Source organism: Capnocytophaga felis, assembly GCF_009684755.1.
Lineage (GTDB): Bacteria > Bacteroidota > Bacteroidia > Flavobacteriales > Flavobacteriaceae > Capnocytophaga > Capnocytophaga felis.
Genome location: NZ_BLBC01000005.1, coordinates 391,117 through 406,584 on the forward strand (window position 1 = coordinate 391,117; position 15,468 = coordinate 406,584).

At 36.3% G+C, this 15,468-nt stretch carries 14 protein-coding genes; 8 read left to right on the forward strand and 6 right to left on the reverse strand.

What is annotated here, in order from left to right:
* Window positions 1-139: 139 nt before the first annotated feature.
* Window positions 140-1,507, reverse strand: coding sequence for an OmpA family protein (locus GN105_RS02985; protein ID WP_155283948.1), 1,368 nt, complete (start codon window positions 1,505-1,507; stop codon window positions 140-142).
* 102 nt (window positions 1,508-1,609) lie between these two features.
* Window positions 1,610-2,806 carry a glycine C-acetyltransferase gene (kbl, locus tag GN105_RS02990; protein WP_155284315.1) on the reverse strand — a complete coding sequence of 399 codons (1,197 nt, stop codon included), beginning with the start codon at window positions 2,804-2,806 and terminating at the stop codon, window positions 1,610-1,612.
* A gap of 269 nt (window positions 2,807-3,075) precedes the next feature.
* Here kbl and GN105_RS02995 point away from each other — a divergent pair, with 269 nt between their 5' ends.
* Together GN105_RS02995 and GN105_RS03000 are read left to right on the forward strand one after the other, a co-directional pair.
* A complete protein-coding gene (locus GN105_RS02995; RefSeq protein ID WP_155283949.1) occupies window positions 3,076-4,197 on the forward strand; it encodes a DNA polymerase III subunit in 1,122 nt (373 codons plus the stop codon).
* Between the two features lie 10 nt (window positions 4,198-4,207).
* The gene (locus tag GN105_RS03000; protein ID WP_155283950.1) at window positions 4,208-4,585 is read left to right on the forward strand and encodes a hypothetical protein; all 378 of its coding nucleotides are present in this window, start codon (window positions 4,208-4,210) and stop codon (window positions 4,583-4,585) included.
* 7 nt (window positions 4,586-4,592) lie between these two features.
* On the opposite strand, the gene GN105_RS03005 is transcribed toward GN105_RS03000, so the two are convergent.
* The 4 genes from GN105_RS03005 to GN105_RS03020 form a co-directional block, all read right to left on the reverse strand.
* A complete protein-coding gene (locus GN105_RS03005; protein ID WP_155283951.1) occupies window positions 4,593-5,330 on the reverse strand; it encodes a lysophospholipid acyltransferase family protein in 738 nt (245 codons plus the stop codon).
* A 22-nt stretch (window positions 5,331-5,352) separates the two neighbouring features.
* Window positions 5,353-6,819 (reverse strand): RNA polymerase factor sigma-54, encoded by a 1,467-nt coding sequence (rpoN, locus tag GN105_RS03010; protein ID WP_155283952.1) that lies wholly within the window; start codon window positions 6,817-6,819, stop codon window positions 5,353-5,355.
* Window positions 6,820-6,966: 147 nt separating this feature from the next.
* Window positions 6,967-7,455 (reverse strand): metallophosphoesterase family protein, encoded by a 489-nt coding sequence (locus tag GN105_RS03015; RefSeq protein ID WP_155283953.1) that lies wholly within the window; start codon window positions 7,453-7,455, stop codon window positions 6,967-6,969.
* Between the two features lie 50 nt (window positions 7,456-7,505).
* A complete protein-coding gene (locus tag GN105_RS03020) occupies window positions 7,506-8,870 on the reverse strand; it encodes an SLC13 family permease (RefSeq protein ID WP_155283954.1) in 1,365 nt (454 codons plus the stop codon).
* A gap of 196 nt (window positions 8,871-9,066) precedes the next feature.
* Here GN105_RS03020 and GN105_RS03025 point away from each other — a divergent pair, with 196 nt between their 5' ends.
* From GN105_RS03025 to neuC, 6 genes are all read left to right on the forward strand, one after another.
* Window positions 9,067-10,404, forward strand: a complete 1,338-nt coding sequence (locus GN105_RS03025) for a UDP-glucose dehydrogenase family protein (protein WP_155283955.1) — start codon at window positions 9,067-9,069, stop codon at window positions 10,402-10,404.
* Window positions 10,405-10,472: 68 nt separating this feature from the next.
* A complete protein-coding gene (locus tag GN105_RS03030; RefSeq protein ID WP_155283956.1) occupies window positions 10,473-11,366 on the forward strand; it encodes an NAD-dependent epimerase/dehydratase family protein in 894 nt (297 codons plus the stop codon).
* A gap of 99 nt (window positions 11,367-11,465) precedes the next feature.
* Window positions 11,466-12,674, forward strand: coding sequence for a UDP-N-acetylglucosamine 4,6-dehydratase (locus tag GN105_RS03035; protein WP_155283957.1), 1,209 nt, complete (start codon window positions 11,466-11,468; stop codon window positions 12,672-12,674).
* Window positions 12,675-12,712: 38 nt separating this feature from the next.
* Window positions 12,713-13,300: a NeuD/PglB/VioB family sugar acetyltransferase gene (locus GN105_RS03040; RefSeq protein WP_155283958.1), complete on the forward strand. Its 588-nt coding sequence runs from the start codon at window positions 12,713-12,715 to the stop codon at window positions 13,298-13,300.
* Complete coding sequence (gene neuB / locus GN105_RS03045; protein WP_155283959.1) at window positions 13,297-14,304, forward strand: N-acetylneuraminate synthase; 1,008 nt, start codon at window positions 13,297-13,299, stop codon at window positions 14,302-14,304. The genes GN105_RS03040 and neuB overlap by 4 nt, the downstream gene beginning before the upstream one ends.
* A complete protein-coding gene (gene neuC / locus GN105_RS03050; RefSeq protein WP_155283960.1) occupies window positions 14,301-15,464 on the forward strand; it encodes a UDP-N-acetylglucosamine 2-epimerase in 1,164 nt (387 codons plus the stop codon). Before neuB ends, neuC begins: the two co-directional genes overlap by 4 nt.
* The last annotated feature ends 4 nt before the right edge of the window (window positions 15,465-15,468 follow it).

A 15,468-nucleotide genomic window follows, 5' to 3' on the forward strand; every position in this document is an offset into this window, starting at 1 on the left:
TATCAGACACTTACAAAACAATTCATAAAGAAGTTAAAAAAACGCTAAATATTTTATTTTCATCATTATAGAAAAACAAAAGAGGTCACCCTTGAGGTGACCTCTTTCATTCTCATCTAAATTTCTTTATCTGATAAAATTATTTTACTAGGTTGATTTCAACACGACGGTTCAAAGCTCTTCCTTTTGCATTTTTGTTGCTTGCAATTGGTTTCTCAACACCATATCCTTTTGCAGATAAACGAGTGTCAGAAACACCTCTTTGAACTAAGTAAAGTCTTACTGAATCAGCTCTTTCTTGTGAAAGTGTAAGGTTTTTAGCTTTGTTTCCTGTGCTATCAGTATGTCCTTCGATAGTAAATTTAGAATTAGGATACTGATTCAACACGCTAACGATTTGCTCTAACACAGCAGCTGATTGAGGTTTGATTGAAGCCTTACCTGTATCAAACAAGATAGTTTTAGCATACTCGTTCAAAGTTTTTTGTACCTCTTCAGTAACCTCAGGGCAACCTTTGTTAGAAGCCGGACCAGCTACTTCAGGACACTCATCATCTTTGTCAAGAACACCATCACCATCTGTATCTGGCCAAGGGCATCCTGCATTTTCTTTTGGACCAGCTACTTCAGGACATTTATCATCTTTATCAGCAACACCGTCACCGTCTGTATCAGGGCATCCGTTAAGTTCTTTCGGACCAGCTACTTCAGGGCAAGCATCGTCTTTATCAGCGATTCCGTCACCGTCTGTATCAGGGCATCCGTTAAATTCTTTCAAACCTGCTTCCTCTGGGCAAGCATCGTTTTTGTCAGCGATTCCGTCACCGTCTGTATCAGGACATCCGTTGAATTCTTTCAAACCAGGAACTTCTGGACACTCATCGTCTTTATCGAAAACACCATCTCCGTCAGTATCTTTACCACCAAATTTGATAGCTACACCTACTGAATGTTGGAAGAAATCTTGTTTCTTCTCATCTTTTTGGAAAGCAGAGTTGAACGCAGTTTGTAAGTTCAAACCGATATTTTCTGTAAACCAGAAGTTTAATCCTCCACCTCCTAAGGCTCTGAATTTTCCTTCATCTTCGATAGCTGCATATCCTCCACCTAATTGTAGATATGGATCGAACCATCTTGCACCTGTCCAAAGAGAATTTAAGTGATATTTAGCTCTTAAATCAACTCCCCAGAAAGATTGATCTACTTTAGCTACATCTTTAGTGTACCCATAGCCTTTTTCAATTTTGTTTAAAGACCCTGAAAGTTCAGCAGAGAAACCGCTTCCGATGTATCTACCTACAGAAAGGCGAGAAACAGCTGGAAGAATGTTAAGGTCGCTAGGCCCTGCCCAGTCTTTCATAAACTCACCAAACTCGTCACTTGGTGTGCGGACGTCAACAGAGTTAACTCCAAATCCTATTTTCCAAGGATTATTTGCATCCTGTGCATAAGCTCCAACTGTAAGAGCCGAAGCCAAAGCAATAAAAGTTACTTTGATTTTCTTCATACTTAAAAATGAATTTTGATTACTACTTTATTTTTGCGACAAATATAAATATTATTTTAATATATTTACAAAATCTCTTTCTTTTTTTTTATTTTTTTAACTTCACTTAATAACCCCCAACTCCTTTCCTACTTCGGTAAACGCCTGTATTGCCTTGTCTAAGTGCTGTTTAGAATGTGCTGCTGACAGCTGAACACGAATGCGTGCCTTATTTTTGGGAACAACCGGATAAAAGAACCCTATAACATAAATACCTTTTTCAAGAAGTTTATCCGCCATTATCTGCGACACTTTGGCATCATAGAGCATTACTGGAACTATGGCACTGTCTCCCTCAATAATATCAAAACCAGCGGCTTTCATTCCTTTTTTGAAATACTCGGCATTCCACTCTAATTTATCACGAAGTGAAGTATCTTTCGATATCAAATCAAAAACCTTTATCGAAGCTCCAACAATTGCCGGTGCTAACGAATTGGAAAACAAATACGGGCGTGAACGTTGTCGCAACATTTCAATAATTTCTTTTTTCCCTGTCGTATAACCTCCCATTGCTCCTCCTAATGCTTTCCCCAAAGTACCCGTAATGATATCCACACGTCCCATTACTTTTTTGGCTTCGAACGTTCCTTTTCCTGTTGCCCCGATAAAACCCGCTGCGTGGCACTCATCTACCATTACCAAAGCGTCGTATTTTTCTGCCAAATCACAGATTTTATCAAGTGGAGCGACTAATCCGTCCATTGAAAAAACACCATCTGTAACAATGATTTTAAAACGAACTCCGGTAGCATTAGCCTCTTTTAATTTGGCTTCCAAATCTGCCATATCGCCATTCTCATAACGGAAACGTTTAGCTTTACACAAACGAACTCCATCAATAATTGAGGCGTGATTCAACGAATCGGAAATGATAGCGTCTTCATCTGTAAACAAAGGTTCAAAAACCCCTCCATTGGCATCAAAAGCTGCCGCGTATAATATGGTATCTTCCGTCCCGTAAAAATCGGCAATTTTTTTCTCTAATTCCTTATGAATATTCTGCGTTCCACAAATGAAACGCACTGATGACATTCCAAATCCGTGTGTATCCAACGCATCTTTGGCTGCTTGTATTACTTCCGGATGAGCAGAAAGCCCCAAATAGTTGTTTGCACAAAAATTCAATACTTCTTCTCCTGAAGAAATCTTAATTTCTGCCCCTTGCTTTGAGGTAATGATTCTTTCTCTTTTATAAAGTCCTGCTTCTTTAATAGCCTCTAATTCAGCTTGTAAATGTTGTTTTATTTTTCCATACATAACGCTAAATTCAATTTTGGTTGTTTTTGAAAGTACAAATGTAATTAATTTACTTCGTAACTTCAAAAAAATAGTGTTTTTTAACTTGATTTTCTGTATCAAAATATAAATTTCTACCTTAATTTGTAAATATTTATAGCAAAAAACGACGTGGATTTGAAAATAAATTTTAACCTTCCGGTGATTCTTCTTACCTTTGAGGCTTGAATTTTACTTTCCTTTGAGAATTTGAAAAGAAACATCAAACCACAAAACATCTTCTTACTAATATGACATTCAACGACATACTTGGATACGATTCTATAAAAAAGCACTTGAAAGACAGCGTGGAAGCCAAACGAATTCCGCACGCACAGCTTTTTGTGGGGAATGAAGGATGCGGAACACTACCAATGGCTATTGCCTACGCCTCTTACATCTTATGTGAGGATAATGATTCCTGCCTGACTAAATGTAATAACCTGTCCCACCCTGATTTACATTTCGTTTTCCCCACAGCCATTACCGCAAAAGTAAAAAAAGACCCAATTAGTTCGTTATTTTTGGATGAATGGAGAAAATTCATCAAGGAACAACCCTACGGAAGCCTCTTTGATTGGTATTTACAACTCGGAATTGAGAACAAACAAGGAAATATTGGAGTAAATGAAGCAAAAGATATCACCTCAAAACTATCATTAAAGGCTTTCGAGGGCGGATACAAAGTAATGATTATCTGGATGGCAGAGAAAATGAATATCGAATCTTCCAATAAATTACTGAAATTATTAGAAGAGCCTCCTCAGCAAACCATCTTTCTGTTAATTACTGAAGATGAGGCTTCTATCCTGGACACTATTCGTTCGCGTTGTCAAATTCTACGATTTCCTCCTTTAAGCGAAAATGCTATAAAACAAGGACTTATCCGGAAAGGAATTTCCGAAGGAGATGCAACCAAATTAGCTGTTCGGGCTCAAGGAAATTTCAACAAAGCGTTGCGTTTTTTTGAAGAAGCGGAAGAAGAGAATGTTTTTGAAAAGTGGTTCATCACTTGGGTTCGTTCCGCTTACAGAGCCAAAGGAAATAAATCTTCTATTCACGGATTATTGCAATGGAGCGAGGAAATTGCAGCAACAGGACGCGAAAAACAAAAACAATTCTTGATGTACTGCATCGAAGTTTTTCGTCAAGCATTGTTACTGAACTATAATTCAGGAAGTTTGGTATATTCCGAATTTAAAGACCCTACATTTGACCTGAAAAAGTTTGCTCCGTTTGTTCACGGAAATAACATACAACAAATACACGAACAGCTGGAAGAAGCTCTCTTTCATATTGAACGCAACGGAAATGCAAAAATTATTTTTACCGATTTATCCATAAAATTAACTCGATTGTTGCACACAAAATAAATTGATTTTTATGGATTTCGCCTTGCTTTTCGTATTTCTGTTTCTGATTATAACATTTGGATATAGTGCTTTTGAAAAAATCATAAACTTCAAAGAATCAGTAATTTATTACAGAAATTATCTTTCAAAAACTTTTTTAAAGAAGTACATCACTCCGATTCTATTTTTTGTCATTGTAGCCGAAGTAATTTCTACGATTTTATTTTTAATCGGGATATTTGAAGTGTTTAGTTTAAAATCAATTTATTATGGCTTCTACGGACTTGTTATTGCGTCCTCAACATTGCTTTGTTTTCTGTTTGGGCAACGTTTAGCAAAAGATTACGACGGAGCCAGAGGAATAGCTATTTATTTCATTATCTGCCTAATAGGATTTTTAATTTGTTAAAAACTATTTATTTTGACTTAGCATCTGCTTCCAATTCTTGAAGAATCGTGTTTCTAACATCTTCCTTTAGTGCATTTTTATCTCTGAAAGTGAGTCCGTTTGTTTGTACAAATGGATGTATTTTCACACGCATCTTCCCCGGACTTCCGGCAAAAAAACGGAAAGGATAAAGCCTTTTGTTATCAAAAAAGGTCATCGGAACAATAGGAATCTGAAAATCAATAGCCAAGCTAAAAGCTCCGTCTTTGAATTTATCCAATATTACAGATTCATCTGGCACACCTCCTTCAGGGAAAATACAGATACTCAGCCCTGAATTAAGTCGTTTTTTAGCAGAAGCATACACTTGTTTCCGGCTTTCTGCATTTGACCTATCCACCAAAATAGCAAATCTCTTGTAAAAATAACCAAAAACGGGAGTTCGGGCAAGTTCTTTCTTCCCCACAAAAACAAATGGATTTTTACTACAAACGTACATCAACATTACATCCGTCACGCTGGTGTGATTTGCGATCAACACATAGCTTCCATCTTTATCAATCGATTGATTTTTACACACTTCAGGATAGAAACCCATTCCGTAAAGAATCGGTTTTGCCCAAAGATTGCGAGCCACCCAATAAAATTGCGGATACCATTTTTCTCGCAATGTAAAAACGAACAAAACGGGAGACAGCAGTAGTATAACGATGGTTACCAGCACGTAAAACCATATTTTCCAGAAAAACCAAAAAACGTATTTCATTTACTTTGAAAAATATGATTTTTTAAAGCTCTTTTCTGAGTCTTGCCACGGGAATATCCAGCTGTTCACGATATTTCGCCACGGTTCTGCGAGCAATCGGATAGCCCTCATCTTTAAGAAGTTGAGCCAGCTCATCATCAGGATACGGTTTACCTTTATCTTCGGTGGCAATGATTTTTTGTAGAATTTGTTTTATTTCGTGTGTTGAAACATCCTCACCTTGGTCGTTTTTCATCGATTCGGAGAAGAAATCTTTAATCAACTTCGTTCCGTAAGGCGTTGTAACATATTTGCTGCTTGCCACACGAGAAATCGTAGAAATATCCATTCCCACTTTATCAGCTATATCCTTCAAAATCAAAGGTTTTATTTTCAATTCATCTCCTGTTAGGAAATATTCACGTTGATGTTCCATAATGGCTCCCATCGTAACCAAAAGCGTTTGTTGGCGTTGCTTGATGGCATCAATAAACCACTTGGCAGAATCAAGTTTCTGTTTTATAAAAAAGACGGCTTCTTTTTGCGAAGCACTTTTCTCTTTTGACCTTTTGTACGTATCCAACATTGTGGAATATTCCCTCGACACGTGTAATTCGGGAGCATTTCTGCCATTGAGGCTGAGTTCCAACTCATTGTCAGCAACCCGAATTGTAAAATCAGGAATGATTTGTTCCACCTGCACGCTACTTCCCGAGTACGAACTTCCCGGCTTGGGATTAAGTTTCTCTATTTCTTGTATAGCCTCTTTGAGTTCATCTTCTGACACAGAAAATTTTTGTTGCAATTTCGCATAATGTTTCTTTGAAAATTGCTCAAACCCTTTCTCTATAATTTCAATAGCCAAATTTATTGCAGAAGTTGCTTTTTTTCGTTGCAATTGAACCAACAAACATTCTTGCAAATCAAAAGCACCTACTCCGGCAGGGTCTAACTTGAAAATAACTTGCTCACGAATTTGTTTTACCTTATCTTCCTCTGTATAAATATTTTGAGTAAAAGCCAAATCATCCGTTAAATCTTGAATTGTTCGGCGAATGTAACCGCTATCATCAATACTACCAACTAAAAATTCAGCAATAAAATAATCTTCGTCCGAAAGTGTAAATGTATTCAACTGATTTAAAAGCGATTGATGAAATGAAACCTCAGCACTAAACGGAATTTCTTTTTCTTCATCGTCATCACTATAATTATTTGCTTGTAATCGATACTCGGGAATTTCATCATCACTGAGGTATTCATCAATATTAATATCCTCCATATCAATCACTTCACTATCGTTATATTCGTCTGTGGAATTGTCAAATTCATCTGCAAACTCATCGAATTCATCTTCCTCACGCCCCGATTCCAAAGCTGGATTTTCTTCCAATTCTTGCTTAATACGCTGTTCAAAAGCCAACGTAGGCAACTGCACCAATTTCATTAATTGAATTTGTTGAGGCGAAAGTTTTTGTGAAAGTTTGAGTTGTAAATTTTGTTTTAACATTTGCTAATAACTGAATTATGTTGGCAAAAATACATAAAAAAGAAGAAAGTGACAAAAAATGAAATTGGTCATTTGATTGTTTTTTGAAACAATAAAAAAACGAGAAACCCAAATCTGCTTTGGATTTCTCGTTTAAAAAATCAAAAACTATCTTTCAAATTCAATTACTTCAACATTTTTGATTTCTCCTCCATCAATTTCAAAACGAATCATCGTTCGGACAGTTTGCCAACCGTGTTTGCCAACGGCTCCCGGATTCAAATGCAGTAGCTGAAATTTCCTGTCATACATTATTTTTAATATATGCGAATGCCCCGAAATAAAAATTTTAGGCGTTTTTGAAATAATTTCTTTTTTAGCCAAAGAAGTATATTTGTCAGGATATCCGCCAATGTGAATCATCAAAACCTCAACTCCCTCACAACAAAACCTGTTAACTTCCGGAAATTTACTCCTTATTTCTGCCCCGTCAATGTTGCCATATACTCCCCTAACCGGCTTTATTTTCTCAAGAGCCTCAACTACTTCCATAGAACCGAAATCACCACAATGCCAAATTTCATCAACTTGTTTGGCATAATTCAAAATTTTATCATCTATGTAAGAATGCGTATCTGAAAGAAGGAGAATTTTCATACAAAATAAAATCGTTGGGAAATTTGTAATATTTTTTCAGTTGTTAATTATCAAAACCAAAACAGATAAGCTATTATCGATAAGAATATCACACTCAATATATTAAGCACTAATCCTGCTTTTACCATATCTTTTTGCCCTACCATTCCTGTTCCGTATGCGATTGCATTTGGGGGAGTTGCAACAGGTAACATAAAAGCACAGGAAGCTCCCATACCAATAAGCAAAGAAAGCCCTAACGGATTCATATTCAAGGCTTCGGCAATTGAAACAAAAATAGGTACTAACAAAGCTGCACTGGCGGTGTTTGAGGTAAATTCCGTAAGGAAAATTATGAATGTAGCCACGAGCAACCCAATTAAGAAAAAATGCTTGCCTTCTACAAGAAATACAACGGCATCTACCATTGCTTTATTAGCTCCTGAATTGGTCAAGATAGCACTCAATGTAAGTCCTCCACCGAAAAGCATCAAAACTCCCCAATCGGTATTTTCTTGTATTTGTTTCCAACTCACAACTCCTGAAAGGCAAACCAATACCGAAGCTGCTATCGCCACAACGGCATCAAAAGAACCTATTTTATCAATCCCTAAAAGCACTGAAATTGAATTATTTAAATATTCTCCCAAAATCCAGCAAATAGCTGTTACCGCAAAAATAGCAATAGTAATGTATTGTTTTTTATTTAGCTTTTCTACTTGCGTATTTGAATCTATTTTGATATTTAATTTCGGCTTGAAAATGAAATACATAGCAAGTAAAAACAAAGGCATCAATCCGGCCACTGCAGGAATTCCGTATTTCAACCAATCTGAAAACGTCAAATTCAACTGCGAAGCTACAATGGCGTTGGGTGGTGAACCTACTAAAGTCCCCATTCCACCAATGCTGGAGCTGTATGCAATCCCCAGAATAACAAACATATAAGTTCCTTTATTGGAGTCATAATCTAAATTCTTGAGCATTCCAATTCCAAGCGGAATCATCATCGCTGCAGTTGCCGTATTGCTAATCCCCATTGAAAGCAAAACCGTAACAGAAAGCAACAACAGAATTGCTACTGTAAAATTTCCTCGAGCTAATGAAATTACTCTATTGGCTATGTATTGGTCTAACTTCTGGACGCTCAAAGCTGTTGCAATGGCAAAACCTCCAAAAAATAGAAAAATGGTAGGATTGGCAAACGCCTGCAATGCCGGTTTGGTTTGTTCAAGACCAAAAAAGATTGCCAAAACAGGAATTAACAATGCCGTAACCGTAATATGAATCACTTCCGTAAGCCATAAAATCGCAACTAACGACAACAATGCCAGACCTTTATTTACCTTTTCTTCATAAGGAAGAAAATAATTGAGCAACAACGCCAAAACTATTGCAAATACAATAATTACTGTTTTTCGAGCTTTCATTCGCATAACAAAAAATTTGAAAAAATTATCCCTACAAAGTTAAATAAAAATTTTCTTCTTACATCTCATATTATTCGTTTTTTTTGCATTTTGTAAAGAAAATTCAGCCTAAAGATTAAAATTTAACAATTAAAATGTACCTTTGCAAAAAGTAAAAAAATAATAACCTTTTATTTCATTTTTTTAAACATTTAAAACATAAATGAAAATAGCCGTAGTAGGAACAGGATATGTAGGTTTAGTTTCAGGCACTTGCTTTGCCGAAGTAGGAAATCACGTAACCTGTGTTGACATCAATTCAGAAAAAATCGACAAATTAAAAAAAGGAATTATCCCCATTTATGAACCCGGACTTGAAGCAATGGTTACACGTAATGTAGCAAGCAAGAATTTAGCTTTTACAACGAACTTGCCTCAAGCCATTGAAGATGTTGAAATTGTGTTCATCGCAGTAGGAACTCCTATGGGAGATGATGGCTCGGCAGATTTACAATATGTGCTTTCCGTTGCCAAATCAATCGGCGAATCAATGCAAAAACAATTAATTATTGTAAACAAATCCACCGTTCCCGTAGGGACAGTTGATAAGATAAAAAACACCATTTCAGAAGCCTTGCAAAAAAGAAATGTTTCCATCAAATTTGATGTAGTTTCAAATCCTGAATTCTTAAAAGAAGGAAAGGCTATTCAAGATTTTATGAAGCCTGACCGCGTGGTAATCGGTGCAGAAAGTGAATATGCTTTGCGTAAAATGAAAAGCCTTTATTCTTCATTTTTTATGCAACACGAACGCTTCATAACAATGGACGTTCGTTCTGCCGAAATGACGAAATACGCCTCTAACGCAATGCTTGCCACCAAAATTTCATTTATGAATGAAATAGCCAATATTTGCGAGCGAGTAGGAGCCGATGTAAACAAAGTGCGTTTGGGAGTGGGTTCGGATTCACGCATCGGTTATAGCTTCATCTATCCGGGTTGTGGCTACGGAGGGTCTTGTTTCCCTAAAGATGTTTTGGCTCTGAAAAAACTATCGGAAGAGGTTGGCTACAATGCCGAACTTATCACATCTGTGGACAATGTAAATAACAGACAGAAATACATCATTGCACAGAAAATCATCAAAAAATATGGCAATGATTTATCCGACAGAACTTTCGCTATTTGGGGACTTTCTTTCAAGCCCGAAACCGACGATATGCGTGAAGCTCCCGCGATTTACATCATCAAGGAACTCATAAAACACGGAGCAAAAATCAGAGCTTACGACCCGAAAGCAATCAACGAGGCAAAGGCTTGTTATTTGAAAGATTTGCCTAACATTTCGTATTTTGAAAGCAAATATGAAGCTTTGAAAGGAGCCGACGCAATGCTTCTTCTCACCGAATGGAAAGAGTTCCGTTCACCCGACTTTGATGAAATCGCCAAACTTCTGAAAGAAAAAATCATTTTTGACGGACGAAATCAATACAATTCATTTGATTTGCCAAGTAGAGGTTTTGAATATATTCAGATTGGTTGTGAATTGAGAAAAATGTAATTCAGAAGTAGATTATTAACAAAACTACAACAAAATTAACAGTCAAAATAATTCCTTTTTGAGAAAAAATGAACAATAACGATTGTCAATCAGTATTAAAAACAAAAATATTAGTTACCGGAGGAGCGGGATTTGTAGGCTCTAATTTATGTGAATCTTTAGTCAAAAACCCTAATAATGAGGTATTTTCACTTGATAATTATTTCACCGGAAGTCGCGAAAATCACATTAAAGGTGTAACATATATTGAAGGAAGTACAGAATATATCTTTGAATTGATTACCTTTGCACCCGATTTGGTTTATCATTTGGGAGAATACTCACGTGTGGAGCAAAGTTTCGAAGACATTGACAAAGTTCTTTTATTCAACAAAATAGGAACGTCAAAAGTATTGGAATTCTGCCGAAGACACAAGTGTAAACTGGTTTATGCAGGCAGTAGCACAAAATTTGGAGATGGTGGCATCGGAAGAAATCAAAGCCCATATGCTTGGTCAAAAGCCTCTAATACTGAATTAATTAAGAATTACGGCGAATGGTACGGATTGAAATATGCCATTGTATATTTTTACAACGTGTACGGCAAGCGAGAAATCAGTGAAGGAAAATACGCCACTCTTATTGCCCTATTTTCAGAAAAAATGAAAAAAGGAGAACCTTTAACAGTGGTTTCGCCCGGAACGCAACAAAGGAATTTCACACACATTGACGATATTGTTGAGGGCTTGCTGTTGGTTGGAGAAAAAGGTTTTGGAGACGAGTTTGGCATTGGAAATTCAGAAACTTACACCGTGTTAGAAATTGCGGAAATGTTCGGCGGAAAAATAGAAATGCTTCCGGCACGCAAAGGCAACCGAATGACCTCCGAAGTAATCACCGAAAAAACCGAAGCTTTAGGATGGAAAGCAAAAAAGTGCGTGAGGGATTATATCAAGAAGATAGTTGAAAATATTGATATTTAAAAGCTACTCCCTATAGTAAAAGTAAAAGAGTACATTTTTTTGAATCCACTAACAAAAGATAAGTACAAAAAGCAAATTTTTAGAAGAGTCAAAAAACTTATGATAAATATTGAGTCATTTATAGCAAAACACGTAACAAAACGGACCGAAAGTATGTTCAAGCAAGATATTGTTGAGCATTCGGAAGAACTACGGCAAAAGATTACTGCAAAAACAGTTTTGGTAATTGGAGGAGCTGGTTCCATAGGGAGTTCTTTTATCAAAGCTTTGTTGCCTTTCAAGCCCAGTTCTTTGGTCGTAGTTGACATCAACGAAAACGGACTTACAGAACTTACTCGTGAGCTACGAAGTACTAACCAATGGACTTTACCAGAGGATTATATAACGTATCCAATGAGTTATGCTGACAGTGTTTTTACCAAGATGTTTATTTACCGTGGCGGTTTTGATATTGTGGCTAATTTTTCGGCTCACAAACACGTACGCAGCGAAAAAGATAAATTTTCAGTAGAAGCCCTTCTTAAAAATAATGTTATTAACGCCAAAATATTATTGGATTTATTAGAGAAATATCCACCTAAGCATTTTTTCTGTGTTTCAACCGATAAAGCGGCAAATCCCGTCAATATTATGGGAGGGAGCAAAAAAATAATGGAAGATATGATTATGGCATATTCTGACAAGTTTCCCGTGACTACAGCTCGTTTTGCTAACGTTGCTTTTTCAAACGGATCGTTGCCAGCAGGATTTTTGGAACGTATAGCCAAAGAACAACCTATTTCCGCTCCGAGTGATGTTACAAGGTATTTTGTTTCTCCTCAGGAAAGCGGACAAATTTGTCTGATGGCGTGTATACTCGGAAAAACGGGACAGATTTACTTCCCCAAACTCAAAAAAGAGCAAGTAATGACCTTCTCAGAAATTGCAGCACTACTTCTAAAAGAAATGGGGTATACAGTAGAAGAGTGCCAAAGTGAGGAAGAAGCCTTAGAAAAAGCAAAAAAATTACCAAAAAACGCTAAAAAATATCCAGTATATTTTTCAAAAAGTGATACAACGGGTGAAAAACCTTACGAAGAATTTTTTACCGAAGGCGAAAATGTACAAATGGATAATTATAAGTCATTAGGTGTAATTAATATATATGGTACAAAAGGAAAAAATGAGGTTGAGAGCTTAATCTATACCTTAAATAATCTTTTTGATAATCCAAAAACAGAAAAATCGGATATTACACAAGCGATGAAAGATTTTTTGGTGAATTTTGACCATCAGGAGACTGGTAAATATTTAGATTCTAAAATGTAAAATTCAGAACACAACACATAGTAAACGTTAAGGTACTTATGAATAGCAAAAAACCAAATATAGTGTTAGTAGGTGGTGGTGGACATTGTTTATCAGTTATTGATGTTATTGAGCAACAAAACAAATATAAAATAAAAGGTATATTAGATAATATTTCTCAGAGAGATGTTTTAGGATATCCCGTATTAGGAGGTGATGATTTAATTCCCGTATTATCTGACGATAATACATTCTTTTTAATAACAGTTGGACAAATAAAGTTGTTCACCATCAGAGAAAAGATAGCAAACTTTTTAAAGGCAAATAAAGTGAAATTAGCAACGGTGATTTCTCCTATGGCATATGTGTCTAAACACGCTGTGATCGAAGAAGGAACAGTAGTAATGCACGGAGCTATAATTAATGCAGGGGTTCATATAGGGAGGCATTGCATTATCAACACTAAGGCCAACATTGAACACGGTGTGCAAATTGAAGATTTTTGCCATATCTCCACTTGTAGCGTTGTAAATGGGGATAGTGTCATTTGTAGGGGGACGTTTGTGGGGAGTAATGCAACTATTTCAAATGGGATTAAAGTTATGGCGAATAGTGTCATTAGTGCAGGAAATTTTATAAAAAGATGAACAAAATACTAATTATAGCAGAGGTAGGAGTTAACCACAACGGTGATATTAAGAAAGCTAAAAAACTTGTTGATATTGCCTTCGAGGCTGGCGTGGACTATGTCAAATTCCAAACATTTAAAGCTGAAAAATTAGTAACAAAATCTACCCAACGAGCTGATTATCAAGACAAAAACACAGGAGACAATGATTCTCAGTTTGAAATGCTCAAAAAGTTGGAGCTATCAGAAAATATGCATAATGAATTGATTGCATACTGTAACCAAAAAGGCATTCAGTTTTTATCTACGGGTTTTGATTCAGAATCATTAGAATTATTACGTAAATTAGGTATAAAAATTGCCAAAATCCCTTCAGGAGAACTCACAAACTTACCATATTTACGCAAATCAGCTCAGCTTTTTGAAGAAGTTATTCTTTCTACAGGAATGGCTGATATACAGGAAATTAAAAATGCTGTAAGCGTGTTGATTAAAAACGGAATAGCAAAGGATAAAATTACTGTATTGCACTGTAACACGGAATATCCTACTCCAATGGAAGATGTAAATTTAAAGGCAATGTTACATATCCAAAACGAATTGAGAGTAAAAGTAGGTTATTCCGATCATACATTAGGTATTGAAGTACCTGTGGCTGCGGTTGCTTTGGGGGCAACAGTCATCGAAAAACATTTCACGTTGGATAAAAATCTGCCCGGACCTGATCATAAAGCATCATTGGAACCCAATGAATTAAAAGCGATGGTTGAGGCGATTCGTAACATTGAAAAGGCAGTTGGCGGTTCGGGAGTGAAAGAGCCTTCCCCTTCCGAAATAAAAAACAAACCTATTGCTCGAAAAAGCATTGTAGCAATTAAATACATCAAAAAAGGAGAAGTATTTACAGAGGAAAATATTTCAGTAAAACGCCCTGGAACAGGAATTTCACCTATGTTATGGGATTCTGCTTTGGGACAGAAGGCTGTACGAGATTTTCAGGAAGATGAATTGATTGAATTATGAGAAAGATTTGTGTAGTTACAGGAACACGTGCGGAATTTGGCTTGCTACGTCCGCTATTGGAACTCATCAAGAATGATTCAGAGTTACAATTGCAATTAGTAGCTACAGGTATGCATCTTTCTCTCGAATTTGGTTATACCATTGATGAAATTACAAAATCGGGATTTGAAGTTGATAAACAGGTAGAGTGCATCTTATCATCTGATTCATCAATAGGAATTTCAAAATCAATAGGTTTAGCGATAATCGGATTCGCTGATGTCTATCGAGATTTGACACCCGATTTGGTAGTAGTTTTAGGAGACAGAACCGAAATTTTGGCAGCAGTAATTGCAGCTTCAATGGCAAATATACCCATCGCCCACATCCACGGAGGAGAAACAACAGAGGGAGCATATGACGAAGCTATTCGTCATAGCATAACTAAGTTTAGTCATTTGCATCTTACTTCGACAGAAGTTTATCGAAAGCGAGTAATACAATTGGGAGAACACCCTGACACTGTTTTTAATGTAGGGGCTATTGGATTGGATTCTATTAAGAATTTAAACCTTCTAAGTAAAGAGGAATTTGAAAAATCTATTAATTTTCAATTAAAAGAGAAAAATATATTGGTTACATATCATCCCGTAACACTCGAAAAAGAAAGCCTAACAGAAACTTTTGAAAATATATTGAACATCTTGGATAAATTACCAGAAGTGGGTATTATTTTCACTCACGCCAATTCCGATAAAAACGGACGTATAATTAACAAAATGATAACTGATTATGTAACCAACAACAGAAACAAAGCAGTAGAATTTAAGTCATTAGGACAATTGCGGTATCTATCAGCTTTGCAATATGTAGATGCTGTTGTGGGTAACTCGTCAAGCGGCATTTTGGAAGTTCCGGTATTTGGTGTCCCCACAATTAACATTGGAGATAGGCAAAAAGGACGAGTGAGCAACGAAAGTGTCATCCATACAAATGGTAGTGCTGAACAAATATACCAAGCTATTGAAATGGCTTTTAGTAATGACTTCAAACAAAAAATAAAACATCAACCACAATTGTATGGGGAAGGCAATGCCGCTGAACAAATAATTAGCATAATTAGAAAAAATAAAAAGATAAACTTGAAGAAGTCTTTTTATGATGTTAATTTTAAATACTAAACGG